Origin of the sequence: Hydrogenophaga sp. (assembly GCF_050182545.1) — a bacterium.
Taxonomy (GTDB): Bacteria; Pseudomonadota; Gammaproteobacteria; order Burkholderiales; family Burkholderiaceae_C; genus Hydrogenophaga.
This window is the reverse complement of the sequence record NZ_JBFXCD010000002.1, coordinates 25,352-50,925: the sequence shown is the minus strand read 5'-3', so window position 1 is coordinate 50,925 and position 25,574 is coordinate 25,352. Positions and strand designations below refer to the sequence as shown.

The 25,574-nt window shown below is 68.1% G+C and carries 18 protein-coding genes; 14 read left to right on the top strand and 4 right to left on the bottom strand.

What is annotated here, in order from left to right; genetic code table 11:
- The first annotated feature begins 145 nt into the window (after window positions 1–145).
- Window positions 146–2,800, top strand: coding sequence for a GNAT family N-acetyltransferase (locus AB7P10_RS02295; protein ID WP_428292228.1), 2,655 nt, complete (start codon window positions 146–148; stop codon window positions 2,798–2,800).
- 19 nt (window positions 2,801–2,819) lie between these two features.
- On the opposite strand, the gene AB7P10_RS02290 is transcribed toward AB7P10_RS02295, so the two are convergent.
- The gene (locus tag AB7P10_RS02290) at window positions 2,820–3,644 is read right to left on the bottom strand and encodes an IclR family transcriptional regulator (protein WP_428292227.1); all 825 of its coding nucleotides are present in this window, start codon (window positions 3,642–3,644) and stop codon (window positions 2,820–2,822) included.
- A gap of 104 nt (window positions 3,645–3,748) precedes the next feature.
- Between AB7P10_RS02290 and AB7P10_RS02285 the strand changes: the two genes are divergently transcribed.
- The 4 genes from AB7P10_RS02285 to AB7P10_RS02270 are packed head-to-tail and all read left to right on the top strand — an operon-like array spanning window position 3,749 to window position 8,271.
- Complete coding sequence (locus AB7P10_RS02285; protein ID WP_428292226.1) at window positions 3,749–4,912, top strand: acyl-CoA dehydrogenase family protein; 1,164 nt, start codon at window positions 3,749–3,751, stop codon at window positions 4,910–4,912.
- The gene (locus AB7P10_RS02280; RefSeq protein WP_428292225.1) at window positions 4,909–6,090 is read left to right on the top strand and encodes an acyl-CoA dehydrogenase family protein; all 1,182 of its coding nucleotides are present in this window, start codon (window positions 4,909–4,911) and stop codon (window positions 6,088–6,090) included. Before AB7P10_RS02285 ends, AB7P10_RS02280 begins: the two co-directional genes overlap by 4 nt.
- Window positions 6,087–7,058, top strand: a complete 972-nt coding sequence (locus AB7P10_RS02275; RefSeq protein ID WP_428292224.1) for a Bug family tripartite tricarboxylate transporter substrate binding protein — start codon at window positions 6,087–6,089, stop codon at window positions 7,056–7,058. The genes AB7P10_RS02280 and AB7P10_RS02275 overlap by 4 nt, the downstream gene beginning before the upstream one ends.
- Before the next feature lie 4 nt (window positions 7,059–7,062).
- Complete coding sequence (locus tag AB7P10_RS02270; protein WP_428292223.1) at window positions 7,063–8,271, top strand: CaiB/BaiF CoA transferase family protein; 1,209 nt, start codon at window positions 7,063–7,065, stop codon at window positions 8,269–8,271.
- A 21-nt stretch (window positions 8,272–8,292) separates the two neighbouring features.
- Here the strand turns inward: AB7P10_RS02270 and AB7P10_RS02265 are convergent, their stop codons facing one another.
- Window positions 8,293–9,204, bottom strand: coding sequence for a LysR family transcriptional regulator (locus AB7P10_RS02265; protein ID WP_428292222.1), 912 nt, complete (start codon window positions 9,202–9,204; stop codon window positions 8,293–8,295).
- A 115-nt stretch (window positions 9,205–9,319) separates the two neighbouring features.
- Here AB7P10_RS02265 and AB7P10_RS02260 point away from each other — a divergent pair, with 115 nt between their 5' ends.
- The 9 genes from AB7P10_RS02260 (at window position 9,320) to AB7P10_RS02220 (ending at window position 23,553) form a co-directional block, all read left to right on the top strand.
- Window positions 9,320–10,168, top strand: a complete 849-nt coding sequence (locus tag AB7P10_RS02260) for an alpha/beta hydrolase (protein WP_428292221.1) — start codon at window positions 9,320–9,322, stop codon at window positions 10,166–10,168.
- A gap of 96 nt (window positions 10,169–10,264) precedes the next feature.
- Complete coding sequence (locus tag AB7P10_RS02255; protein ID WP_428292220.1) at window positions 10,265–11,479, top strand: efflux RND transporter periplasmic adaptor subunit; 1,215 nt, start codon at window positions 10,265–10,267, stop codon at window positions 11,477–11,479.
- Window positions 11,480–11,523: 44 nt separating this feature from the next.
- A complete protein-coding gene (locus AB7P10_RS02250; RefSeq protein ID WP_428292219.1) occupies window positions 11,524–14,751 on the top strand; it encodes an efflux RND transporter permease subunit in 3,228 nt (1,075 codons plus the stop codon).
- A gap of 11 nt (window positions 14,752–14,762) precedes the next feature.
- On the top strand, window positions 14,763–16,178 hold the full coding sequence (locus tag AB7P10_RS02245; protein WP_428292218.1) for an efflux transporter outer membrane subunit: 1,416 nt from the start codon (window positions 14,763–14,765) through the stop codon (window positions 16,176–16,178).
- Window positions 16,179–16,283: 105 nt separating this feature from the next.
- Entirely contained in the window at window positions 16,284–17,054 is a 771-nt protein-coding gene (locus tag AB7P10_RS02240) for an SDR family oxidoreductase (protein ID WP_428292217.1), read from the top strand.
- Window positions 17,055–17,116: 62 nt separating this feature from the next.
- The gene (locus tag AB7P10_RS02235; protein WP_428292216.1) at window positions 17,117–17,995 is read left to right on the top strand and encodes an NUDIX hydrolase; all 879 of its coding nucleotides are present in this window, start codon (window positions 17,117–17,119) and stop codon (window positions 17,993–17,995) included.
- Window positions 17,996–18,267: 272 nt separating this feature from the next.
- The gene (locus tag AB7P10_RS02230) at window positions 18,268–21,612 is read left to right on the top strand and encodes a hypothetical protein (protein WP_428292215.1); all 3,345 of its coding nucleotides are present in this window, start codon (window positions 18,268–18,270) and stop codon (window positions 21,610–21,612) included.
- Between the two features lie 78 nt (window positions 21,613–21,690).
- Window positions 21,691–22,710, top strand: a complete 1,020-nt coding sequence (locus tag AB7P10_RS02225; RefSeq protein WP_428292214.1) for an H-NS family nucleoid-associated regulatory protein — start codon at window positions 21,691–21,693, stop codon at window positions 22,708–22,710.
- Between the two features lie 345 nt (window positions 22,711–23,055).
- Window positions 23,056–23,553, top strand: a complete 498-nt coding sequence (locus tag AB7P10_RS02220) for a hypothetical protein (RefSeq protein ID WP_428292213.1) — start codon at window positions 23,056–23,058, stop codon at window positions 23,551–23,553.
- A gap of 16 nt (window positions 23,554–23,569) precedes the next feature.
- Here the strand turns inward: AB7P10_RS02220 and AB7P10_RS02215 are convergent, their stop codons facing one another.
- A complete protein-coding gene (locus tag AB7P10_RS02215) occupies window positions 23,570–24,634 on the bottom strand; it encodes an aldose epimerase family protein (RefSeq protein ID WP_428292212.1) in 1,065 nt (354 codons plus the stop codon).
- Window positions 24,635–24,638: 4 nt separating this feature from the next.
- Window positions 24,639–25,550 (bottom strand): 5-dehydro-4-deoxyglucarate dehydratase, encoded by a 912-nt coding sequence (gene kdgD / locus AB7P10_RS02210; RefSeq protein ID WP_428292211.1) that lies wholly within the window; start codon window positions 25,548–25,550, stop codon window positions 24,639–24,641.
- Window positions 25,551–25,574: the final 24 nt, after the last annotated feature.

Sequence of the window (25,574 nt, the reverse complement as noted above, 5' to 3'; positions counted from 1 at the left end):
GTCTGCGGCTTTCGGCACCGAAGGCGTGCCACGCCCGGGGGCGTCATGGCATTGGGTTGATCCGGCGCAAGCCGGGGAGGCCCGGGATCGGGATGATTCACCCATCGAAAGGGCGATTCCGCCCGCATGAACAGGCCCAGAACCCATGAGCGTTCGCCACCTCGACCGGATGTTCCAGCCACGTTCCGTGGCGGTGATCGGTGTCTCGCGGCGGCCCGACGCCGTGGGCACGCTGGTGTGGCGCAACCTGCGCGCGGCCGGATTCGCGGGCCCGCTGTGGGCGGTGAACCACCGGCCGTTTGAACTCGACGGCCAGACCGTGTTCGCTGGCGTGGATGAACTGCCCGGGCCGCCCGATCTCGCCGTCGTCTGCACGCCCGCGGACAGCGTGCCCGACCTCGTGGCGCAGTTGGGTCACCTGGGCACGCGCGCGGCCATCGTGCTCACCGCCGGCCTGCGCGAGGGGCGCGCGCCCGACGGCCGCAGCCTGGAGCAGGCCATGCTCGACGCGGCACGCCTCCACCTGCTGCGCATCCTCGGGCCCAACTGCATCGGCGCCCTGGTGCCGGGGCAGGCGCTCAATGCGAGCTTCGCGCCTGGGCAGGCGCTGCCGGGCGAGCTGGCTTTCGTCACGCAATCGGGCGCGCTGGCCACGGCCATGCTGGACTGGGCCCATGAACGCGGTATCGGCTTCTCGCACTTCATCTCGCTGGGCGACAGCGCCGACGTGGATTTCGGCGATCTGCTCGACATGCTGGGCAGCGACGCGCACACGCGCGCCATCCTGCTCTACATCGAGTCGGTGAAGCACGCGCGCAAGTTCATGTCGGCCGCGCGCGCGGCGGCGCGCAACAAGCCGGTGGTGCTGGTCAAGGCCGGCCGGCGGCCCGATGGCGCGCGCGCCGCGGCCTCGCACACCGGCGCGCTGGCCGGCTCGGACGCGGTGTTCGACGCCGCCGTGCACCGTGCCGGCATGCTGCGCGTGGACACGCTCGAGGCCCTGTTCGACGCCGCGCAGACGCTCGCGCGCGTGCGCCACTGGCGTGGCCCGCGGCTGGCCGTGCTCACCAACGGCGGGGGCGCCGGCGTGCTCGCCGCCGACGCCCTGGGCAGCGGCGAGCTCGCCACCCTGTCCGACGACACGCGTGCGCGGCTCGACGCCTGCCTGCCCCCGAACTGGTCGCGCGGCAACCCGGTGGACATCATTGGCGACGCCCCGCCCACGCGCTACCTCGACGCCCTGCGCGTGCTGCGCACCGCGCCCGAGGTGGACGGCATTCTGTTCATGCACGCGCCCACGGCGATCGCCTCGCCCGACGCCATCGCCCAGGCCTGCCTGCCGCTGCTGCGCGAAGCCGACCGACCGGTGCTGGCCTGCTGGCTCGGCGGCCGGCGCGTGGCCGCCGCGCGCGCCCTGTTCGGCCAACACGGCATCGCCTGCTATGCCACGCCCGAGCGCGCCGCAGCCGCCTGGCTGCAACTGCGCGACCACCATGCCGCGCAGGCCGCGCTGCTGCAGTTGCCCGAAGCGCGCGCGGCGCTGGTCTGCCCGGACCGCGAAGGCGCGCGCGCCCTGGTGGAGGCCGCGCTGGCCAGTGGCCAGGAATGGCTCGACGAACTCGACGCCAAGCGCCTGCTGGGCGCCTACGGCATCCCGTGCGTCGCCACCGAGCGTGTGGACAGCGTGGACGCCGCGCTGGCGGTGGCCGCTCGCATCGGCTACCCGGTGGCGCTCAAGATCGTCTCGCCCGCGATCCTGCACAAGTCGGACGTGGGCGGTGTGGCGCTCAACCTGGCCGATGCCGACCATCTGCGGGCCGAGGCCCTGCGCATGCGCGAGCGCGTGGCCCGCGCCCGGCCCGACGCGTCGCTGAGCGGCTTCACCGTGCAGGCCATGGCGGTGCGCCCGCGCGCCATTGAGACCATCGTCGGCATCGGCAGCGACCCGGTGTTCGGCCCGGTGCTGCTGTTCGGCGAAGGCGGCACCGCGGTGGAGGTGCGCGCCGACCGCGCGATCGCGCTGCCGCCACTCAACGCGGTGCTGGCGCGCGACCTGATCGCGCGCACGCGCGTGGCCGGCCTGCTGCACGGCTACCGCGGTCGGGCGCCGGCCAGCGAGGACGCGATTGTCGATGTGCTGCTGCGCCTGAGCCAGCTCGCGAGCGACCTTGCGCCCGTGGCCGAGCTCGACATCAACCCGCTGCTGGTGGACGAGCAGGGCGCCATCGCGCTGGACGCGCGCGTGCGCGTGCGCCCCGCCGAGTCCACGCGCGACGGCGCGCACCTGGCGCTGCGGCCTTATCCGTCCGGGCTCGAATCCGAGCTGGCCATCGGCGGCGGCACGCTGCGCGTGCGGCCCATCCGCCCCGACGACGGTGAACGGCTCGCGCGCTTCTATGCCGCTTGCTCGCCCGAAGACCTGCGCCTGCGCTTCTTCTTCACGCGCCGCGAGGTGCCTCCCAGCGAGCTGGCGCGCTATTGCCAGATCGACTACGAGCGCGAGATGGCCTTCGTGGCGCTTGACGGCGACACCCTGTGCGGCGAAGCGCGCGCCGTGTGCGACCCCGACAACGACACCGCCGAGTTCGCCGTGCAGGTGGCCGGCGACTGGCAGGGCCGTGGCCTGGGGCACGCCCTGCTCGGCACGCTGATCGGCTACCTGCGCGCGCGTGGCACACGAGAACTGGTGGGCTCGTGCCTGGAAACCAACCACGGCATGGCGGGCCTGGCGCGCGAGATGGGTTTCGGCATGCACGGCAACGCCGACGGCACGCTGCAGCTGCGCCTGCCGTTGCAGTGAGGCAGCGGGGCGCTGACGTTCAGCGCATGCCCACCTGCCGGTCGGCGAGCCGCACGAACTCCACCATCGCCGGACCGATCGTTTTCAGCAAGTCGGCAGGCTTGGCCCGGTAGCCCGGTACCGCGCAGTTGAACAGCAAGCGCCTTGAGCCGTAGCGGATGTTCGATGCCACACCCACCGCCAGCACACCCAGGCCCGCGTCGCCCATGTTGATCGCGAAGCCGCGTTTGGTGTAGTTGCTCAGGCTGTCCTTGAGGCCTTCCGTGCTGCGCGTGTACTCGTCGGGGCGTGCGCGCCTTGCGTGGGCCAGAAAGGCATTGCGTTCCGACACCGTGTGCTGTGCCAGCCAGGCGCGGCCCATGGCGGTCTCCACGATGCCGCGCACGGCGCCCACGCCGGGGCGCTTGAGCGTGCCGTGCAGGTGCGCGTTGGTTTCGACATAGACCACGTCCAGGTCCATGGTCACGCCCACGGACACCGCGCCTTCGAAGCGGTCGGCCATCTGTTGCATGGCCGGGCGCAGCTGCGCCAGCAGCGGCGTCTGGATGACGTAGGGATAGCCCAGGGCCACGGCCGCGGGGCCGATGAAATAGCGGTCCAGCCGGTCGTCGTGGTCCAGATAGCCCAGCGACTGCAAGGTGCGACACAGGCGGCTCACCGTGGAACGGGGAATGCCCAGGCGCTCGGCAAACTCGCTGTTGGCATGCGCCCGCGGGTCCTGCACGAAACACTGCAGGATCATCAGCCCCTTGGCCAGGGTGCCGGAGAAGTCGGGGTCGGACTCGCGCACCTGGCGCAGGCCCTTCTGGTCCGTGATCTGGTACATGGCGCGGGATGTGGGCATGGCGGGTCGCATTGTCGGGTGGACGGGTTCGAGACTGCATCGTTGTTCCAATATATGGAACAACAGTTCATCTCCGCATGGTGCCACGCCTACAGTCCGGCACCATGATCCGAGACACCCACCAACTCAACGCCCTCATCAAAGATGTCCGCAGCTTCGTGCGCGAGCGCTGGCATCCGCTGGAGGATGAGATCGACCGCACGGGCGACATCCCCGAAGCGCTGGTCGACGAACTGCGGCGCAAAGGCTATTTCGGCTGGAGCATTCCCGAAGCCTATGGTGGCCTGGGCCTCACGGCGGAAGAGCTCGTGCTGTGCGCCATGGAGCTCTCGCAAGCCTCCGTGGCGTTGCGCGCCCGCGTGGGCACCAACACCGGGATCGGTTCCGAAGCCCTGGTGGCCGATGGCACGGAAGAACAGAAAAGCCGATGGCTCCCGCGCATGGCGCGCGGCGAACTCACGGGCTGCCTGGCGCTCACGGAGCCGGACGCCGGGTCCGAGGCCACCAACATCCAGACCACCGCGCGCCGCGAGGGCGATCACTTCATCCTCAATGGCACCAAGCGCTTCATCACCAACGCGCCGCTGGCCGATGTGTTCACCGTGATCGCCCGCACGCAGGAGGGCACGCGCGGCAACACCGGCCTCACGGCCTTCTTCGTGGAGCGGGGCGAGGGCCTGCGCACCGGGGCGCCCTACCGCAAGATGGGCCAGGCGGGTTCGCCGGTGTCCGACGTGCATTTCGAGGACTGCCGCGTGCCGGCCAGTCACATCATTGGCGGCCGCGAGGGCGTGGGCTTCCAGACGGTGATGAAGGTGCTGAACAAGCAGCGCATGCACCTGGCGGCGCTGTGCACCGGCCCGGCCATCCGCATGCTGGACCTGGCCATGGCACACACCAGCGCGCGCCAGCAGTTCGGCCAGCCCGTCGCCAGCTTCCAGCTGGTGCAGGGGATGATTGCCGACTGCCGCACCGAGATCTTTGCGGCGCGCTCGATGATCCTGGAAGCCGCGCGCGCGCGCGACCGCGGGGAAGACGTCGCGCTCACCGCGTCGATGTGCAAGTACTTCGCCTCCGAGATGTGCGGCCGCGTGGCGGACCGCTGCGTGCAGATGTTCGGCGGCTCCGGCTACATCGCCGACTTCAGCCCCATCGAGCGCTACTACCGCGACGTGCGGCTGTTCCGCCTGTACGAAGGCACCAGCCAGATCCACCAGCTGAACATCGCCAAGCTGGCGCTGCGCGAACGGGCAGGGGAATCTAAGTGAACCTGCTGGACGTGGAGCGCGACCCGGCCATCGCGGACCTGCGCCGGCGCACGCGGAACTTCGTGGACCGGCACGCCATCGCGCTCGAAGACCGCGCGCACGTGCACCACCCTGACGCGCTCGACGCGGCACTGGCGGCGCTGAGACCCGTGGCGCAGGCCCAGGGGCTGTACCTGCCGCAACTGCCGCGCGAGCAGGGCGGCCTGGGGCTGACCTGGGTGCAGCGCGCGGTGGTGCTGGAAGAGGCCGGGCGCAGCTACCTCGGCCCCGGCGCCATGAACTGCGCCGCGCCGGACCAGCCGAACATGATCAGCCTGCTGCGCCAGGGCACGCCGGCGCAGCAGCGCCGCTACCTGGAGCCGCTGGCCGCAGGCCGCATCCGCTCCTGCTTTGCCATGACCGAGCCCGCGCCCGGTGCGGGCTCGGACCCTTCCATGCTCCAGACCCGCGCCGTGCGCACGGAAGGTGGATGGGCCATCACGGGCCACAAGTGGTTCATCACGGGTGCGGTGGGTGCGCGGTTTGCCATCGTGCTGGCGCAGACGGACGAAGGCCCCACGCAATTCATCGTCGAAACGGCCAACCCCGGATTCAGGCTGGTGCGGTCCATCCCGGCCATCGACCCCTATGCCATCGGTGGGCATGGCGAGATCGTGTTGGACCACTGCAAGGTCGCGCACGACGCGGTGCTCGGTGAGGTCGGCCAGGGCTTCGTCTATGCCCAGCAGCGGCTGGAGCCGGCGCGCCTGTCGCATTGCATGCGCCTGGCGGGCCGCGCGCGCCGCGCGCTGGAACTGGCGCAGGCCTATGTGACGCGGCGCCATTCGTTTGGCCACCGCCTGGCCGATCTGCAGCAGGTGCAGGCCATGGTGGCCGACTGCCATATGAAGCTGCATGCCTGCCGCCTCATGACGCTGGACTGCGCGGCGCGCATGGACGCCGGCCTGCCGGTGAAAACCGAATCGGCCATGACCAAGGTGTTCGTGTCCGAAGCGCTGTACCAGGTGGCCGACAGCGCCGCGCAACTGATGGGCGCGCTGGGCATGTCCGAAGACGCCCCTGTGGCACTCATCCTGCGCGAACTGCGACCGTTCCGCATTTACGACGGCGCTTCCGAGTTGCACCGGGCCACGCTCGGGCGCCGATTCCTTCAATCCACCCCAGGAGACAACCCATGAAAATTTCCCAAACCCTGCGCCGCGGCGCACTCACGCTGATGATTGGCCTGTGTTCCACCGCGGCACTCGCGCAATACCCTGATCGCGTCGTCCGGATCGTCGTGCCCTTTGCCGCCGCCGGCAGCACCGACCTCGTCACGCGTGCGCTGGCGGTGGAACTGGGTGCCGCGCTGGGCCAGAACATCGTGGTCGAGAACAAGCCGGGCGCCGGCAGCCTGATCGGGTCTGAGCTGGTCGCCAAGGCCGAACCCGACGGCTACACCATCCTGATGGCCGGCCTCACCAACGTGTTCCTGCCCCATGTGCACAAGGACCTCAAGTGGCATCCGCTGGACGACTTCGTCGGCGTCGGCCTGGTGGCCGACCTGCCCAACGTGATCGCCGTCAACGCCAAGACGCCTTTCAAGACGCTGGACGAACTGGTGGCCGCTGACCGCGCCAAACCCGGCTCCATGATCTTTGGTTCCGCCGGCGTGGCCACGCCATCGCATCTGGTGTGCGAAATGATCAACCACCAGGTCAAGATCAAGTTGCAGCACGTGCCCTACAAAGGCAATGCCCCCGCGGTGAACGACCTGATGGCGGGCCACATCCCGGTGATGTGCAACAACCTGGGCGGCACGCTGCCCTACATGCAGAGCGGGCAGATCCGCATCCTCGCGCAGACCGGCAAGACGCGCTCTGCCGCCGCCGCCGACGTGCCCACCTTTGCCGAACTGGGCCTGCCCGGGCTGGACGCCGGCCTCTGGATGGGCCTGGTGGCGCCCAAGGGAACGCCGCAGGCCGTCGTCAACAAGCTCAACGCGGCGCTGACGAAAGCGCTGGCTTCGCCCGCGCTCAAGGAGAAGCTGGGCCGACTGGGCGCTTCCACGCTCAACCCCAGCCTGGCCGCGTTCGACGAGCGCGTGAAGGCCGACCGCAAAGTCTGGGACCCGGTGCTCAAGACCCTGGACCTCAAGACGCAGTGACACCATGAAGGCACAAGGCTATCCGCTGCAAGGCGTGCGCATCCTGGACATGGCCACGGTGCTCGCCGCGCCGTTTGCCGCCACGCTGTGCGGCGACATGGGCGCCGAGGTGGTGAAACTGGAACTGCCGCAGGGCAATGACGCCCTGCGCGGTCTGGCACCGGTGCACGAAGGGCATGCCCTGTTCTGGAAGACGGCCAACCGGGGCAAGCAGGGCATCTCGCTCGACGTGCGCCAGGACGCGGGGCGCGATCTCTTCCTCAAGCTCATCGCGGACTTCGACGTGCTGGTGGAGAACTTCCGCACCGGCACGCTCGACAGCTGGGGGCTGGACCTGGCGACGCTGCACGAACGCAACCCGCGCCTGATCGTGTTGCGGCTCACCGGCTTCGGCCAGACCGGCCCTTCCGCGCGCAAGCCCGGCTTTGCGCGCATCTTCGAGGCCATGAGCGGTTTTGCCCACCTCACAGGCGAAGCCGACGGCCCGCCGCAGCACATGAACTACCCGCTGGGCGATGCCATCGCGGGCCTGTTCGGTGCGTTCGCCATCGCCACGGCACTGGCCGAGCGCAATGCGAAGCCGCCGCACGAGCAGAAGGGTGTGGAGATCGACCTGTCCGCCACCGAAGCCCTGCTGCGGGTGCTGGACCCGCTGGCCGCCGAATACCGGTTCTCGGGCGCGTCGCGCGAGCGCACCGGCTCGCGCGCCGGCTACACCGCGCCCTCGAACGTCTACCAGACCGCCGACGGCGCCTGGATCACCCTGGTGGGGTCGTCGGACCCGATCTTTGCCCGCCTGTGCCAGGCCATGGGACGCCCCGCGCTGGCCCGCGACCCGTGCTTCCAGACCAATGTGGAGCGCACGCGCAACCTGGCCGCCATCGACGCCATCGTGGCCGCCTGGTGCGCCAGCGAGCCCCTGGCCGCCCTGTCCGAGCGCCTGACCGCTGCCGACGTGCCCTTCAGCAAGGTGTACTCGATTGCCGACGCCGTGCAGGACCCGCACTTCCAGGCGCGCGACGCGTTCATCGAGTTGCCCGATCCCGAACTGGGCTCGATCCCGGCCCCCGCCGTGGTGCCGCGTTTCGTGGGCCGCGTGCCGCGGCTGCCGGGCGTGGGGCCCGCCACCGGGCAGGACAACGCGGCCGTCTATGGCCGGCTGGGCGTGGATGCCGCGGAGCTTGAAAGGCTGAAGGCCGCGCGGGTTGTATGAACCACCCCGCCGCAGCGGCCCTCACCGCGACATCTGCGGGTGCCGGGCAAACAGGTCGGCGACCCATTCGACGAAGGCGCGCACCTTGGCGCTGAGGTGGCGGTTGGGCGGGTACACCACGTACAGCGGGATCGTCTCGCCCTTCCAGTCGGGCAACACCCGCACCAGTTCGCCGCGTTCGATCAGCGGCATGGCCGTGAACGCCGGCATGCGCGCAATGCCCAGCCCCGCCAGTGCCGCGGCCGCCATCGCATTGCTCTCGTTCACCGAGAGCCGGTAGCGGCCTGCGACCTCCACGGTCTGGCCGTCCTTCTCGAAGGCGTTCGCATAGGGTCTGCCGTTGCGGGTGGATAAGTAGTTGACCATCGTGTGCCCGGTCTCCAGCTCCTCGGGGTGGGTAGGTGTGCCGTGCGCCTGAATGTAGGCCGGTGAGGCCACCGTCATCAGCGTCAGGTTGGCCACGCGCCGGGCCACGAGCGACTGGTCCAGCAGTTCGCCGCCACGAATCACGCAGTCCACGTTGTCGGCGATCAGGTCCACCGAGCGGTCGGTCACGCCCAGGTCGAGCTGGATGTCGGGGAAGCGCTCGTAGAAGTCGCTCAGCGCGGGGATGATGACCTCGCGCGCCACCGAGGTGCCTACGTCCACCCGCAGGCGCCCGCTCGGGCTGGCCTGCGCGTTGGTCATGCTGGCCTCGATGTCGTCCAGGTCGTTGAGCACGCGCACGGTGCGCTCGTAGTAGGCCGCGCCATCGGGCGTGACGGTCACGCGCCGCGTGGTGCGGTTGAGCAGCTTGACCTTCAGGCGCGATTCCAGGTGCTGCACCAGCTTGGTCACCGTGCCCTTGGGCAGGTCCAGCGACTCCGCCGCCTTGGTGAAGGTGCCGGCTTCCACCACCCGCGCAAAAACCCGTATCGACTGGATCTGGTCCATTCCCTCTGTCCTTGATGTGCTGTTTGTTTTGTGGGCGGATTGTTCCTGCAATGGAAACAGACAATGGGTTGCAGGTGGCTTTATCCGCAAAGAAGGTATGCCTATAGTTCAGCCCATGGTTTCAACTACCGCCACCGCCATCGCCGCCCCATCGGCCCCGACGCAGACGCTGTCGGTGCCGGGCACGCCCGCGCAGACCCTGCGCGTGTGGGGCAGCAAGCCGCGTGGCCACACGGTGCCGCTGGTGCTGCACTTCCACGGCGGCGCCTTCGTCTCGGGCGACCTCGACAGCGGTGCCTGCCTGGCCGAGCTGCTGGCCGGTTCGGGCGCGGTGGTGGCTTCGCTGGCCTATCCGCTGGCGCCCGCGCACCGTTTCCCGGACGCGGTGGAGGCCGGCTACACGGCGCTGGAATGGTTGTACAAGCAGCGCACCCGCCTGGCCGGCAAGGACGCGCCGCTGTTCGTGGCGGGTGAGGAAGCCGGCGGCAACATCGCCGCGGCCGTGGCCATGATGGTGCGCGACCGCACCCACCCGCCGCTGGCCGGCCAGATCCTGGTCGCGCCCATGCTGAACCCGTGCAGCGCCACGGCTTCGCTGCGGCAGAACATGGGCGAGGCCACCTGCTGCAAATGGATCGACGGCTGGCAGCAGTACCTGCGCGGCCCGATGGACGCCGAGCACCCCTACGCCGTGCCGGCGCTCGCGCAGCGCCTGGCCGGCCTGCCGCCCACGCTGATCCTGACCGGTGCCGACGACCCCATGCGCGACGAGGCGCTGGCCTATGCCGAACGCCTGCGCGCGGCCGGCATCGCCGTGCACGGCGGCGTGCTGCAGCCCGCCACCGGCTGGCCCGATGCGCTGAACGAGCAGCCCGCAGGCGACTGTCCGTGCGCCGGTGAAGTGCGCGAACGCGTCAGCGCCTTCTTCCATGCGGCGACCCGGCCGCACCCGCCGCCGTCCTGACGGCGCGCGCCCCTTTCCCTTTTCTCTCCACCCCTGAAACGCCCACCCCGGTCACCCACCGGGGGCGGCCTCGTTCGCCCTCACAAAGGAACAACCATGCCCCGACTGCCCACCTCCCAGCGCCGCATCTGGTGGCCCACCGCCGCCGCACTCGCCACCATCACCGTGGCCGTGGTCCTGCTCATGCAGGAATCCACCCCCGCGCAGGCCAGCGCCGCGCCCAGCGCACCGCCACCCATGCCGGTGTCCGTGGCCACCGTGACCGAAACCGAAGTCGCCGCCTGGGACGAGTTCTCGGGCCGGCTCGAAGCGGTCGAGCGGGTGGAGATCCGTTCGCGTGTGGCCGGCGTGGTGCAGGCCACGCACTTCCGCGAAGGTGCGCTGGTGCGCAAGGGCCAGCTGCTGGTCTCGATCGACCCCGCACCGTATGAAGCCGAAGTGGCGCGCGCCCAGGCGCAGACCGCCGCGGCGCAGGCGCGCGTCACCCACGCCCGCAACGAGCAGGCCCGTGCCCGCCGGCTCTGGGACGACAAGGCCATTGCCCAGCGCGAGCTCGACGACCGCGAAAGCGCCCTGCGCGAAGCCGAGGCCAACCTGCAGGCCGCGCAGGCCCAGTTGCAGAGCAGCCGCCTGAACCTGGGCTACACCCAGGTGCGCGCGCCGGTGGCCGGGCGCATTGGCCAGCTGGAGGTGACGGTGGGCAACCTGATCGCCGCCGGGCCGGGCGCGCCCGTGCTCGCCACGCTGGTGTCGGTCAGCCCGATCTACGCCAGCTTCGACGCCGATGAAGCCACCGTGACCCGCGCGCTCAAGGGCCTGGCGGGCGGTGGCGCGCGCACCGCGGTCGAGCGCATTCCGGTGCAGATGGGCACCGCCGCCACGAGCGACACGCCCTACACCGGCACGCTGCAGCTCATCGACAACCAGGTCGACCCGCGCAGCGGCACGGTGCGCGTGCGCGCCGTGTTCGACAACCCGGACGGCAGCCTCATGCCCGGGCAGTTCGCGCGCATCCGCATGGGCCAGCCGCAGACCGCGCGCTCCCTGCTGGTGAGCGAACGCGCCGTCGGCACCGACCAGGACAAGAAGTACGTGCTGGTGGTGGGCGAGGGCGACAAGACCGCCTACCGCGAGGTCACGCTGGGTGGCTCCGTCGACGGCCTGCGCACCGTGCTCAGTGGCCTGCAGCCGGGCGAGCGCATCGTCGTCAACGGCCTGCAGCGCGTGCGCCCGGGTGACGTGGTGCAGCCGCAGGTCGTGCCCATGAATGCGCGCGCCGCGACACCCGCGGTGACCGTGGCCGGCTCCTGATCTCCGCGAACGAATGAACAAAAGTCGCGAATGAAAAGAACACCATGAATCTCTCGAAATTCTTCATCGACCGGCCGATCTTCGCGGGCGTGCTCTCGCTGCTGATCCTGATCGCCGGCCTGGTCGCCCTGCGCGGCCTGCCCATCTCCGAGTACCCCGAGGTGGTGCCGCCCTCGGTGGTGGTGCGCGCCCAGTACCCGGGCGCCAACCCCAAGGTCATCGCCGAAACCGTGGCCACGCCGCTGGAGGAATCCATCAACGGCGTCGAAGGCATGCTCTACATGGGCAGCCAGGCCACCACCGACGGCGTGATGACGCTCACCGTCACCTTCCGCCTCGGCACCGACCCGGACAAGGCGCAGCAGCTGGTGCAGAACCGCGTCTCGCAGGCCGAGCCGCGCCTGCCCGAAGAGGTGCGCCGCCTGGGCGTGACCACGGTGAAAAGCTCGCCCGACATCACGATGGTGGTGCACCTGGTCTCGCCGAACGACCGCTACGACATCAACTACCTGCGCAACTACGCGGTGTTGAACGTGAAGGACCGACTGGCGCGCATCGAAGGCGTGGGCCAGGTGCAGGTGTTTGGTGGTGGCGACTATTCCATGCGCGTCTGGCTGGACCCGCAGAAGGTGGCGCAGCGCGGCCTCTCGGCCGGCGACGTGGTGGCCGCCATCCGCGGCCAGAACGTGCAGGCCGCCGCCGGCGTGGTGGGCGCATCGCCCGGCCTGCCCGGCGTGGACCTGCAGCTCTCCGTCAACACGCAGGGCCGCCTGCAGACCGAAGAAGAGTTCGGCGACATCATCGTCAAGACCGGCGCCGACGGCGCCATCACCCGGCTGCGCGACATCGCCCGGCTGGAGATGGGCGCGGCCGACTATTCGCTGCGTTCGCTGCTGAACAACAAACCCGCCGTGGGCATGGGCGTGTTCCAGGCACCGGGCTCCAACGCGCTGGAGATTTCGGCCCAGGTGCGCGCCACCATGGCCGAGCTGCAGCAGCACATGCCCGAAGGCGTGGAATACCGCATCGCCTACGACCCCACGCAGTTCGTGCGCGCCTCCATCGATTCGGTCATCACCACCCTGCTCGAAGCCATTGCGCTGGTGGTGCTGGTGGTGATCCTGTTCCTGCAGACCTGGCGCGCGTCCATCATCCCGCTGCTGGCCGTGCCGGTCTCGGTGGTGGGCACCTTCGCGGTGCTGCACCTGCTGGGCTTGTCCATCAACGCGCTGTCGCTGTTCGGCCTGGTGCTGGCCATCGGCATCGTGGTGGACGACGCCATCGTGGTGGTGGAGAACGTGGAACGCAACATCGAGGCGGGGCTGAGCCCGCGCGAGGCCACCTACCGCGCGATGAAGGAGGTGTCCGGCCCCATCATCGCCATCGCCCTGGTGCTGGTGGCGGTGTTCGTGCCGCTGGCGTTCATCAGCGGCCTCACCGGCCAGTTCTACAAGCAGTTCGCGGTCACCATCGCGATCAGCACGGTCATCTCGGCCATCAACTCGCTCACGCTCTCGCCCGCTCTGGCGGCCCTGCTGCTCAAGGGCCACCACGAACCGAAGGACGCGCTCACGCGCGGCATGGACCGTGTGTTCGGCGGCTTCTTCCGTGGCTTCAACCGCCTGTTCCACCGCGGCGCCGAGTCGTACAGCGGTGGCGTGCGCCGCGTCGTCGGCCGCAAGGCGCTGATGATGGTGCTCTATCTCGCGCTCGCCGCCCTCACGGTCGGCCTGTTCAAGGCCGTGCCCAGCGGTTTCGTGCCCGCGCAGGACAAGCAGTACCTGATCGGCTTCGCGCAGCTGCCCGACGGCGCCACGCTGGACCGCACGGACGAGGTGATCCAGCGCATGGGCGAAATCACCATGCGCAACCCCAACGTGGAAGACGCCATCGCCTTCCCCGGCCTGTCCATCAACGGCTTCACCAACAGCTCCAACGCGGGCATCGTGTTCGCCACGCTCAAGCCCTTTGCCGAGCGCACCCGCGCCGACCAGAGCGGGGGTGCCGTGGCGGCCCAGCTCAACCAGGCCTATGGCGAGATCCAGGACGCCTTCGTGGTCATGTTCCCGCCGCCGCCGGTGGCGGGCCTGGGCACCACGGGCGGCTTCAAGCTGCAGCTGGAAGACAAGGCATCGCTCGGCTACGAGGCCATGGACGCGGCGGTGAAAGCCTTCATGGCCAAGGCGTACCAGACGCCCGAGCTCGCCGGCATGTTCACGAGCTGGCAGGTCAACGTGCCGCAGCTCTACGCCGACATCGACCGCACCAAGGCGCGCCAGCTCGGCGTGCCGGTGACGGAGATCTTCGACACCATGCAGATCTACCTGGGCAGCCTGTACGTGAACGACTTCAACCGCTTCGGCCGCACCTACAGCGTGCGCGCCCAGGCCGACGCGCCCTACCGCGCCCGCGCCGAAGACGTGGGCCTGCTCAAGGTGCGTTCGAACACGGGCGAGATGGTGCCGCTGTCGGCGCTGATGAAGGTCAACTCCAGCTTCGGCCCCGAACGCGCCATGCGCTACAACGGCTACCTCACGGCCGACATCAACGGCGGCCCCGCACCGGGCTTCTCGTCCGGCCAGGCGCAGGACGCCATCGAGCGCATCGCCGCCGAAACGCTGCCCTCGGGCATCGGCTTCGAGTGGACCGAGCTCACCTACCAGGAGATCCTGGCCGGCAACTCGGCGATGTGGGTGTTCCCGCTGGCCATCCTGCTGGTGTTCCTGGTGCTGGCCGCGCAGTACGAAAGCCTCACGCTGCCGCTGTCCATCATCCTGATCGTGCCCATGGGCCTGCTTGCGGCCATGACGGGCGTGTGGCTGAACAGCGGCGACAACAACGTGTTCACGCAGATCGGGCTGATGGTGCTGGTGGGGCTGTCGGCGAAGAACGCGATCCTGATCGTGGAGTTCGCGCGCGAGCTGGAATTTGCCGGCCGCACTCCGGTGCAGGCCGCCATCGAGGCCAGCCGCCTGCGCCTGCGCCCCATCCTCATGACCTCGCTGGCTTTCGTCATGGGTGTGCTGCCGCTGGTGCTGGCCACCGGCGCCGGCGCCGAGATGCGCTCGGCCATGGGCGTGGCCGTGTTCGCCGGAATGATCGGCGTGACCGCGTTCGGCCTGTTCCTCACGCCGGTGTTCTACGTGCTGCTGCGCCAGCTCACGGGCAACCGCCCGCTGCGCCAGCACGGCGCGATTCCTCACTTCGAAGGCTTCGCCGGTGGCGGTGGCGGCAGTGCCCGCGCCGTGCCCGCGGCGCCGCTGACCCATTGAAAGACATTGCCATGACAACGCTGCTCAACCGACTGCTGCCGCTCACCGCCGCCCTGGTGCTGGCCGGCTGCGCCACCGCGCTGCCCCCGCTGCCGGGCGGGGTGGACACGCCGCCCCAGTTCAAGGAACAGCCCCGCCAGAACGAGCACTGGATCATTGCCCGGCCCGCCGAGGCGCAAAGCCGCGGCACCTGGTGGAAGGCCTTCAACGACCCCGTGCTCGACGACCTGGCCGAACGCGCCGGTGCCCGCAACACCAGCATCCAGGAAGCCGCCGCCCGCCTGGCCCAGGCGCGCTCGCTGGTGCGTGGTGCGCAGGCCGATCGCGCGCCGCAGATCGGCGTGGGGGCTGACGCCTCGCGCGGTGCGGGTGCCAACACCGCCAACGGTGCCACACCAGCCACGCTGCTGCAGGCCGGCGTAAACCTGTCGTACGAGGTGGACCTGTTCGGGCGGCTGGCGCGCGTGCGCGACGCGGCCGAACTCGACGCGCAATCGCGCGAGGCGCTGCTGCAAAGCACGCGCCTGCTGGTGCAGGCCGAGGTGGCCCAGACCTACCTGGCCCTGCGCGCCGCGGACAACGAACGCGCGCTGGTGCAGGACACCGCCACCGCCTACGCCGACACCCTGCGCCTCACGCAGCGCCGCTTTGACGCGGGTGACGTGGCCGAGCTCGACGTGATCCGCATCCAGACCGAACTGGCCGCCACCGAGGCCGAGGTGTTCGCGCTCAGCCGCAGCCGCGCCGAGCTGGAACACGCGCTGGCCGTGCTGGTGGGCGAACCGGCCTCGGCCTTCACGCTCGCGCCAGCCACCGGCCCGCGCGCCTTGCCGGTGATCCCGGCCGGCGTGCCCGGCACGGTGCTCGCGCGCCGGCCTGACATGGCCGCCGCCCAGGCCTCATTGCTGGCCGCGCAGGCCCGCTTGGGCGTGGCCCAGGCCGCGTGGTTCCCCAGCGTGTCGCTCACCGCGGCGGCGGGTTATGCCTCGCCCGACATCGGCGACCTGTTCAAGTGGTCGGCGCGCGCCTGGGGCGTGGGTGCGCTGATGTCCCTGCCGCTGTTCGACGGCGGCCGGCGCGAGGCCGGCGTGCAGGGCGCCCAGGCGCAGCTGGACGCCGCCGCCGCCAGCTACCGGGGCCAGGTGCTCAACGCCTTCCGCGAGGTGGAAGACCAGCTCTCCGCCCTGCGGCTGCTGCAGGACCAGTCGCAAGCCCAGGGCCGCGCGGTGAGCGCGGCGCAACGCGCCAGCGCGATCTCTGAAACGCGCTACCGCAACGGCCTGGTGAGCCAGCTCGAACTGCTGGACGCGCGCCGCAACGAACTGTTCAACCGCCGCCAGGTGCAGCGCGTGGAAGCCGCGCAGCAGCAGGCCACGGTGCGGCTCATCCGCGCGCTGGGTGGTGGCTGGGACGCGCCAGCGGCCTGAGGGAACAGCACGACCGCCCTGTGCAATCACAGGTCCGAAACTGGCGCGACAGCGCGCCACCCGCCGCGCAGACTCCAGGCTCTTTCAATCACTGGAGCCATTTGCATGAAGAGTCTGTTGAACAAGGTCGCCATCGTCACGGGGGCCAGTTCGGGTATCGGCCGCGCCACGTCTCTGCTGATGGCCAGCGAGGGCGCCAGGCTCGTCGTGTCCGCGCGCCGTCGCGAGGAGCTTGACGCGCTGGTCAGCGAGATCGAACGCCTGGGCGGACAAGCCCAGGCCGTGGCGGGCGACATTGGCGACGAAGAGCTTGCCCGGCGGCTGGTGGACGTGGCTGTCACCGAGTTTGGCGGCCTGGACATCGCCTTCAACAACGCGGGCATGGTCGGAAAGATCGGCGCCATTGGCGACATCGGACTCGACGATTGGCACGAGGTGCTGGACACCAACCTCACCAGCGCCTTCCTCGGCGCCAAGCACCAGGTGCCGGCCATGATCGAGCGGGGCGGCGGCTCGTTGATCTTCACCTCGTCCTTCGTGGGCCACACCGCCGGCATGCCCGAAATGGCCGCCTATGCCGCAAGCAAGGCGGGGCAGATCGGCCTCGTGAAGGCGCTGGCCACCGAGCTGGGCAGCAAGGGCATCCGTGTCAACGCGGTGCTGCCCGGCGGCACCGACACCCCCGCCAGCATCACCAACGCCCCGGGCGCAACGCCCCAGGTGCTGGCCTTTGTGGAAGGCCTGCACGCACTCAAGCGCATGGCCACCCCCGAGGAAATCGCGCAGGCCGTGCTCTTCCTCGCGTCCAGCGCGTCCAGCTTCGTGACCGGCACCGCCATGCAGGTGGACGGCGGCGTGTCGGTCAACAGAACCTGAGGGCGCCCCGGTGAGCCCGCCGCGACGCGCCACAGGGGCGGGCGCGGCGACAATCCAGCGCCATGGCCATCGCAATCAATTCAGAGGAAGTGCTCACCCCGCCCGTGGCGTCCGCCACGGTGATGGTGACGCGCGACGGGCCCGATGGCCTGGAGGTGCTGCTGGTGCGCCGGCACGGCAACTCGGGTGTGCTCGGTGGCGTGCACGTGTTCCCCGGCGGCAAGCTCGACGCGGCCGACCGCCTGGCCGAACCCGCCGCACTGGACCGCCCCGCCGCGGACTGCCTGCACCACCTGGGCGAGCCGGGCCTGGACGCACCCACCGCCCTCGGCCTGCACGTGGCCGCGCTGCGCGAAACGTTTGAAGAATGCGCCCTGCTGCTGGGCCACACCCATCAGCCCGGGCTGGCCGACCGCGTGCGCGAAGCCACCGCCGCCGGCACCCCGTTCGCGGCGGCGCTGCCCGCACTCGGCCTGGTGCTGAACACCGCCTGCGTCGTGCCCTGGTCGCGCTGGGTCACGCCGCGCGTGCCCTCCGTCACCAACAAGCGCTTCGACACGCGCTTCTTCGTCGCCGTGGCACCCGCCGGCCAGGAAGTGGTGCACTGCGAACGCGAAGCCACAGAAGCCGTGTGGCTCGCGCCGCGCACGGGCCTGCAGCGCTACTGGGCCGGCGAGATCGACCTGGCACCGCCCCAGATCATGAGCCTGTGCCAGCTCGCCCGCCTGGCCGACGTGGCCCAGGTGCTGGCCACCGCCCGCAGCCGCCCCCCCGCACTGATCGCCCCCGAACCCTTCGACGAACAAGGCCACCGCGTGATCTGCTACCCCGGCGACCCCCGGCACAGCATCCCCCAGCGCGTGTGGGACGGGCCCACGCGGCTGGTGCACCGCAACCAGCGGTTTGAGCCGGATGGGGGGATTGAGGCTTTGTTGGGGTGAGTGGGGGAGTCGGGTTCAGACTGAACTGAGTCAGTCGTTGCGGTGGCTCGAACGGCCGCTTTCGCGGAGAGCATTCAGTTGACGGACGTCGCCAATGGTGCGCGCCCCTTCGGATAGCAGACGTCCGAGCATCAGCGTGGCGGATTCTCCGGCCGATGACTGCTTCGGAACGACTCGATAGTCAAAGCGGGCATACTCGATGAGCAAACTGCGATCCCCAAACTCGTCCTGACCGAGGATAGTCAAAGAGAACTCGACTGAGCTGACGCCGCATGACTGCCTATCTCGACCTAGAACGACGTTTTGGGCTCCTGACAGAGTACTCGGTCGAGGAGCTTTTGGTGGTCGATGCCATGGGCCGGAAGCGCCTCGACTGGCGGCAGGTGCTCGAAGGCAGGTATTCGCTCGTTACCGCTCGCGCCAACTTCGGCAAGACAATGGAGCTGAGGGCTTGCGCAAAGCGCCTGCGAGAGGAGGGCCGTCATGCTGTATTCGTGCCGCTCCATCGGCTCCTTGAGGAATCCGACTTTGAAGTCGCGCTGGACGCGGCCGAGTTCACAGCGTTCACCTCTTGGAAGGATAGGTCTGACGAACGGCTCTTCATGTTCGTCGATTCGCTGGACGAGACCGTATTGAGCCGAGATGCCGGCCTCCAATCAGCACTTCGTAGGGTGGTTAAGGCTGTGCGTCGGTTGGGCGCAGACATCAGCTGGGTGCTCTCTTCTCGTCCTGCTACGCTCACACTGGCGGTATTGGACATCGTTCAAAGCGAACTCGGCGCAACCCTCTATGTTGGCGAGATGGAGAACGACTCGCCTGTTGAATCGCCTGAGGAAGCCGAGAGCACCGACGTCCCCGCGGTTGGACTGGCGGCGTTTGACGCCAGCAGAACTGTCAAGGCGAATACGGTGGAGAAGGAGCATCTCAAGGTCTACGGACTGCTGCCCCTGTCCAGCCGCGCCGCCAGGCTGTACCTTGAGAAGCAACATAGGGTCGCCGACCCCAAGGCGATGCTCCAATCAGCCTACGGTTTTGGCCTTGCTGAGCTGGCTGCCGGCCCTGGAAGCCTCGACGTACTAGCCTACGTCGACCCTGTCGAAAACCCTCCTCGCGACCTCACCGATATCTTCGAGCGCATGGTGGTGGCTGTTCAGGCCCAGCAGCGCACTGACCCCCGCGAAGAACTAGTTGGTCGTCCGTCCCCCGAGAGCCTTGAAGAGGCCGTGGCGAAACTTGCAGCGGCCTCTTCGGTCTGCCAGTTGCCGAACATGGAACTTGCGTCGGATGCACTCAGGACGCGAGACGGTGTGCTGTCCTGCCGGCCCCTAGTTGGCTCGCTGATCTCCGAAAAGTCGCTGGCATATCTGCTGGGTTCGCGACTGTTCATCGACTCCGGACAGCATCAGGTCAAGCTTTATCCCGAGCAGCTGTTGCCATATCTTGCGGCCAAGCGGCTGTCGTCCTTGGCCCGGTCTCCGGAGGACTCACGAAGGCTCATCTCCGCTCTGTCTTGGCGGTCGGCCACTGGCGAATGCGGTGTCCATCGAGCCTATCTAACGCTTGCGGGTTGGCTTGCAACTTTCAACGTGCACTGCCGGCATGAACTCCTTGAGGTGGAGCCGCAAGCTGTGGCGTTCTTCGGAGATTTGCGAAGCCCGCAAATTTCTCTGGCCGATGCCGCCGCCGCCATCGAAGGAAGCCTCGCGCGTTTGGACGTCTTGGGTGATTCGCTAGGCCGAAACCAATTCACGCTCACTGCGGAGAACTACTGGCAGGCTGCCAAGCCAGGGATTGAGCCGACGATTTCTGAGCTCTACGACCGAGTCGGCGCGAACTGGCACGCACGAATCGCACTTCTCGACATCGCGACGTACGCACGACTGGAGGTCCTCCGTACCAAAGTGCTTTCGGAGCACAACAACGACTACGGAATGCTGTTGGAGCATTCTGCAGAACTCGTCTATCTGATGTCTCTTGGCAGAGATGACGACTCGCTGGCGCTGGTCGCCGCCGCAAAGGCGAACTCGCAGCTCGAAGAACGGACACTGCAGCTACTTCTGAGTGATTTGGCATGGAAGTACTTGGACGCCAAAACCATTGCAGAGCTAGCAGCCAAATGGTATTTGCGCAAAGGCGGCGGCTTCAACCTGAGCTGGGCCCTCACGCATGAGGTTGCGGACTCTGCAAGCGCCGATCAGCTCGCGAGCTTGGCTGAAGAGTTGCTATCGCGGATGGTGCAGCACCTCGAGGCTACGGGAGACGCATACGGTGAACGCCTGTACAACTTTGCCGAGGTTGTTCAAGAGTTGATTGCGATCGTCGTTCGCAGTTCGGCGCTTACCGTTGACCGTGCCGCAGCGCTTTGCCTGAGTTACTACAAGGCTAACGGAAAATTTCACTTCGCCGGAGGCAACCAAGCTGAGCTCCAGAACGCGTTGAAGTCTTCCTCGGATGTCCGACAGCGTCTGCTTCAGTCCATCATTGCGCTTAGTGACCGTACTGCTGACGGAATTTGGAGGACGTTTTGCTCTTTCGGGTTGTATTCGCCGTGGCGCGACGGTGACGTTGAGGCTCTCGCCGAGCCAGGGCTTTCCGAGCTCGTGAGCACGTTGGCGGCCAACGGCCAAGCCCACGCGACGACCTCAAAGTCTAAGAAGGCCCGAAAGGAGACGCTAGAACTCGACGAGACCTCGAAGGCAACTCTGCTGACACAAGTTGACGGCGTGCGAGATGGCACGAACATCAAGGCGCTTGCGTGGATTGCCAGATGGCTGAGCCAGACCAATCGCAACTCTCGCTATGGGGAGTGCGACTTTTCCATGTTCGAGCGAGCAGCCGGTGAGCCGCTCGCCACCGCGGCCCGTCTTGGACTCAGCGCCATCTGGCGCCGGCGAGCGCCGGAGTTCAAGGAACCCGAGGCCAATTCCACCTACTACTCTACTGTTGCAGGACTTCAGGGTCTGCATCTGGACCTAGGGGACGGCACCGCGTTGCCCAAGCTCTCCGACGCCGAGGTGCGTCAGGCGCTTACCTATGCTCGATTTGAAATCAACGGCTATCCGAAGTGGTTCTGGCCTGTCGTTCGCACACACGAGGTCGTAGCTGCTGAAGAGTTCGAACGCGTGCTGGCGGCGGCTGGAGCCGGTGCGGTGTCTGCAGACAAAGCGGACGCCTTGATTCGGCATCTGACGGAGGCGCCTCAGTTCGTGCAGCAAGCACTCAGCGCGCCAGCGTGGGCCTACGCTACGGGCTCCGCTCGGGTCGATTCGTACGCTCTCGAATCCGCTCTTGCATGTGCCTTGTCGCATGGGGGCGGAGCTGATCAAGACACTTTTGAGGCCGCGGCCTGGTCCCGTATTCCGGCTGCCTTCCGGAGCGTCCTGCCCGATTTAAGTTCGCTGACCCCACCTAGTAATTCTGAGGAACAGGCGACGCGCACTGAGCTTGAGGCGCGTACCAAGGAGATGACTCGCCTTCGGGGAAACGCTGTTGTTTGGGGACTGCTTTGGCTGCTCCGCCATCCGGCCACATTCGGTGTGATGTGGGAAGGCTGGCGTGACGCAGAGAGCCACGCCGCGGAAGAGTTCATGTTCGACTTGGCCGCGTATATTGGCTAAGACCGACAGTCTCGCCTACGCGAAGCTGCACAGCGTGGCAAAGACGGGCTCAATACGCTCGCGGCGCTCTACGAATGGGTGATCACGGTCGTTCAAGAACAGGATGACCTCAAGCACGAGGATGGACGCGCCTACTTCGTGGGAGCTCGAGATAATGCTCAAAGTCTCCGAGATTCGATCCTTCCCGCAATAGCGAGTGCCAGATCGCAGGGCGCCTACGAGGTGCTCGATGCGCTTCGGAAGAAGAGCACTGGCGTGCGTGCGAAGTACATCCGGCGCTTGCAGTTCCAGATGCGTGAGGAAGAGGCCTTCGTTCCACCGGTGGCGCAGAGGGACTACCCCAAGTTCGAGCGTGACTTTGCTCCACCCGTAACCGGATTCATTGCCTTTGCGCAAGCAGTGCACAACGACTTGCTCGCGGTGAAGCGAGACATCGAACACGGCGAGTTCAGCTTGAGGCGGCTTTTTAACTTGGTGGTCATGAAGCACATTAAGACCAACACCGAAGGGATCGCACTCGAAGAGGACTTCCAAGCGCTTCTGGGAAGCGAGCTGAACCATGCCAGCGGTGGGCGTTACGGGGTGGCCTTGGAGCCAATTCTTCCCGCGGCGACACGGCGCGATGTCCTGTGCCAACTAGGCGAGCTTCGTGCCACGGTGGAACTCAAGATGTCCGCGCGCTGGACTGTTCCGGACTACCTCGTGGCGCTCGACGAGCAGTTGAAGAGGCAGTACTTGCAGGCTCCGAACTCCAAGATTGGTTTTTTCGTCATCGTGCTCCAGGGCAAGAAGCAGTGGGACAACCCGGCGGGCGGGAAGCTGGACTTCGATGGCTTGATTCGTCTCATCGAAGCAAGAGCTCTAGAACTTCAGTCTGCTGAGCCTGCTCTCTTCTTGCGCATTGTCGGAATCGATGCCACGCCCCAAGTGGACTTCCGCGCTGTCCAGACCGCAACGAAGGCTATGCGCGCAGGTGTAGCCAAGTACGCCGACCAAGCGGGGAATACATGGCACGGCAAGGGGCGGCGCCCGAAGTGGCTCAATGACGCCATTACGGCAGGAAAGCAGATTACGGACTTTTTGCTGCCAGGTTCTTGAGCTACGTATTTGTCTCGGTCAAGGTGGCGGCTCCTCTCTAAGGGGACGCTCGTGGGCTCTAGATCTCCGCGGCTAGTGACCGCTAGCTGCCGGTGAGCGTGTTTTCTGCCGTTGGCGACGAGAGACCGCAACCGCTGCAGAACAGTCGGTCGAGCGCGCAATCCGCGCAACAACAACAATTGAATGCCAAACGCCGTACCTCTTCAGCGTCTGCGCTTCCAGGCAACGACCAGAGGTCGAAAATCGGTCCCTAACTACCCGATCACCGGCCGGAACTCGCCTCGCCGAATTTCATCGAAACTCAAGCCCTTCCAACCCGCCCAACTTTCCCTCAGGAGCTTTCCCATGCGTGCAGCAGCTGCTTGTTGCCTGGCCAGTCTGGCCGTTGTGTTGACCGCCTGCAGCGGCTATGCGCCGCCGGCCAGCGTGTCGGGAGCGTCTGCGGACCAGATCGTGGCGCGGATGGGGCCGCCGGAGACGCGGCGCACGCTGGACGGGGGTGGCACGCGGCTGGAGTACCCGCGTGGGCCGTATGGCCTGCACACCTGGTTTGTGGACGTGGACGCTACAGGCCGTGCGGTGCGCACCGAGCAGGTGCTGACCGAGCAGAATTTTGCGCAGATCAACCCGGAGATGAGCGCGGACGCAGTGCGCCGCCGCCTGGGCCGCGCGGGTGAGGTGCAGGGGCTGGGCCGTGCGCGCGGCGAGATCTGGAGTTACCGGTATGAAAACCCGTTCTGTCGCTGGTTCCAGGTGGAGCTGACGCAGGAGGGCACGGTGCGGGGGGCCGGCTACGGCGAGCCGCCGGAGTGCCGGCGCGACTCCATGACCTTCGCGCCCTGAACGGGGGCCTGGCGCCTCAGCCCTCCACGCCGAAGCGGTAGACCGTGGTGGCCCGGTAGGGCCGCCCGGGTGCCACCACGTTCTGCGGCAAAGCCGGGCAGTTGGGCGCGTTGGGAAACCACTGGGGTTCCAGGCACACCGCCGCGCGCGGGCGGTGGCGCACGCCGCGCTTGCCCACGTCGGGCTTTGCGGCCACGCCGAGCTGGCCGGCGGTGTAAACCTGCAGCAGAGGTTCGGTGGTCCACACGTCCAGCGTGCGGCCGCTGGCCTCGCTGTGCAGGCGGGCGCACAGGCGCGCGGTGTCGGTGGCCGCGCCGTCCAGCGGGTAGCTCAGGTCGATGTCGGGCAGATCGCCCAGGCGCCGGGGCTGGCGCAGGTCGTGCACGTGGCCGTCCAGTGGCACGGTGGCGCCGGTGGCGATGCCGTCGGCCCCGGTGGCCAGCACCTCGCTGGCGTGCGGCACCTGCAGCACGTGGCGGTGAATGTTGGACCCCTCACCCACGCCGTCCAGGTTGAAGTAGATGTGGCTGGTGAAGCTGGCCGGGCCGGGTTCGTCGAGCGCGGTGGCGGTGTGTTCGATCACCAGCGCGTTGTCGTCGTCGAGCCGGTAGCTCAGTGCCAGCGCCAGCGTGCCCGGGAAGCGGTCTTCCTCGCTGCGGAAGATGTGGCGCAGCTGCAGCGTGTGGGCGTCGGTCTGCGTGGCGTCGAACACGCGGTGGCGCGCGCCGCGAGGGCCGCCGTGGATGCAGTGCGGGCCGGCGTTGGCGTCCAGCACATGTTCGCGCCCGTCCAGCGTGAAGCGCGCGCCGCCGATGCGACCGGCGTAGCGGCCGACGAAGGCGCCCATGGACGGCGAGCCGCCGATCACGCCGGGCAGGTCGTCGTAGCCCAGGGCCACGTCGGCCAGTGCGCCGTGGCGGTCGGGCACCACGATCTGCAGCACCTTGGCGCCCAGGTTGGTGATGGCCACCACCATGCCGCGCGCATTGCGCAGCAGGAAGAGGGCGGTGGGGCGGCCGTCCACCTCGCCTTCAAAGCGGGCGGGGTCGAGCAGATGCGGGAACGGTGTGGAGGGGCTCATGCCCTCATTGTGGGCCGAGCGCGCGGATCAGCCGGTCGAGCTGCTCCACTTCGGCGGGCTTGAGGTCGGTCAGCGGCGCGCGCACCGGGCCCGCACCATGGCCCACCAGCTGCGCGCCAGCCTTCACGATGCTCACCGCATAGCCCGCGCCCTTGTTGCGGATGTCCAGGTAGGGCATGAAGAAGCTCTTGAGCAGGCGGTGCTGCGTGGCTTGGTCGTCGGTGCGCACGGCTTCGTAGAAGGCCATCGCGGTCTTGGGGATGAAGTTGAACACCGCCGACGAATACACCGGCGTGCCCAGTGCCTTGTACGCGGCGGCGTACACCTCGGCCGTGGGCAGGCCGCCCAGGTAGGCGAAGCGCTCACCCATCTTCAGGTAGATCGACATCATCAGCTCGATGTCGCCTACGCCGTCCTTGAAGCCGATCAGGTTGGGGCAGCGCTCTGCCAGGGTCGCGAGCGAGTCGGGCGTGAGCTTGCAGACGTTGCGGTTGTAGACGATCACGCCGAACTTCACGCTCCTGCACACCTGCTCCACGTGCGCGATCAGGCCCTCCTGGCTGGCTTCGGTGAGGTAGTGCGGCAGCAGCAGCACGCCCTGTGCGCCCAGGCGCTCGGCTTCCTGCGCGTGCGCAATGGCGTGGCGCGTGGGGCCGCCGGCGCCGGCAATGATGGGCACCTTGCCGCGGCAGGTGTCAACGGCGGTCTGGATGATGCGGCCGTACTCGCTGCCGGCGAGCGAGAAGTACTCGCCCGTGCCGCCGGCGGCGAACAGCGCGCTCGCGCCATAGGGCGCAAGCCATTCCAGCCGCTCGGCGTAGGCGCGGGCGTTGAAGTCGCCCTGGGCGTCGAAGTCGGTCAGCGGGAACGACAGCAGGCCCCGCGACATGGTGGTTTTGAGTTCTTGTGGCGTCATGGTGTGAAGGCTTGGTGGCCGGGT

Excerpts from the sequence above, each read along its gene's own strand:
- AB7P10_RS02295 (WP_428292228.1), top strand. The coding sequence starts at position 146 with ATGAGCGTTCGCCACCTCGACCGGATGTTCCAGCCACGTTCCGTGGCG.
- AB7P10_RS02290 (WP_428292227.1), bottom strand. The coding sequence starts at position 3,644 with ATGCCCACATCCCGCGCCATGTACCAGATCACGGACCAGAAGGGCCTG.
- AB7P10_RS02285 (WP_428292226.1), top strand. The coding sequence starts at position 3,749 with ATGATCCGAGACACCCACCAACTCAACGCCCTCATCAAAGATGTCCGC.
- AB7P10_RS02275 (WP_428292224.1), top strand. The coding sequence starts at position 6,087 with ATGAAAATTTCCCAAACCCTGCGCCGCGGCGCACTCACGCTGATGATT.
- AB7P10_RS02270 (WP_428292223.1), top strand. The coding sequence starts at position 7,063 with ATGAAGGCACAAGGCTATCCGCTGCAAGGCGTGCGCATCCTGGACATG.
- AB7P10_RS02265 (WP_428292222.1), bottom strand. The coding sequence starts at position 9,204 with ATGGACCAGATCCAGTCGATACGGGTTTTTGCGCGGGTGGTGGAAGCC.
- AB7P10_RS02260 (WP_428292221.1), top strand. The coding sequence starts at position 9,320 with ATGGTTTCAACTACCGCCACCGCCATCGCCGCCCCATCGGCCCCGACG.
- AB7P10_RS02255 (WP_428292220.1), top strand. The coding sequence starts at position 10,265 with ATGCCCCGACTGCCCACCTCCCAGCGCCGCATCTGGTGGCCCACCGCC.
- AB7P10_RS02250 (WP_428292219.1), top strand. The coding sequence starts at position 11,524 with ATGAATCTCTCGAAATTCTTCATCGACCGGCCGATCTTCGCGGGCGTG.
- AB7P10_RS02245 (WP_428292218.1), top strand. The coding sequence starts at position 14,763 with ATGACAACGCTGCTCAACCGACTGCTGCCGCTCACCGCCGCCCTGGTG.
- AB7P10_RS02240 (WP_428292217.1), top strand. The coding sequence starts at position 16,284 with ATGAAGAGTCTGTTGAACAAGGTCGCCATCGTCACGGGGGCCAGTTCG.
- AB7P10_RS02235 (WP_428292216.1), top strand. The coding sequence starts at position 17,117 with ATGGCCATCGCAATCAATTCAGAGGAAGTGCTCACCCCGCCCGTGGCG.
- AB7P10_RS02230 (WP_428292215.1), top strand. The coding sequence starts at position 18,268 with ATGACTGCCTATCTCGACCTAGAACGACGTTTTGGGCTCCTGACAGAG.
- AB7P10_RS02220 (WP_428292213.1), top strand. The coding sequence starts at position 23,056 with ATGCGTGCAGCAGCTGCTTGTTGCCTGGCCAGTCTGGCCGTTGTGTTG.
- AB7P10_RS02215 (WP_428292212.1), bottom strand. The coding sequence starts at position 24,634 with ATGAGCCCCTCCACACCGTTCCCGCATCTGCTCGACCCCGCCCGCTTT.
- kdgD (WP_428292211.1), bottom strand. The coding sequence starts at position 25,550 with ATGACGCCACAAGAACTCAAAACCACCATGTCGCGGGGCCTGCTGTCG.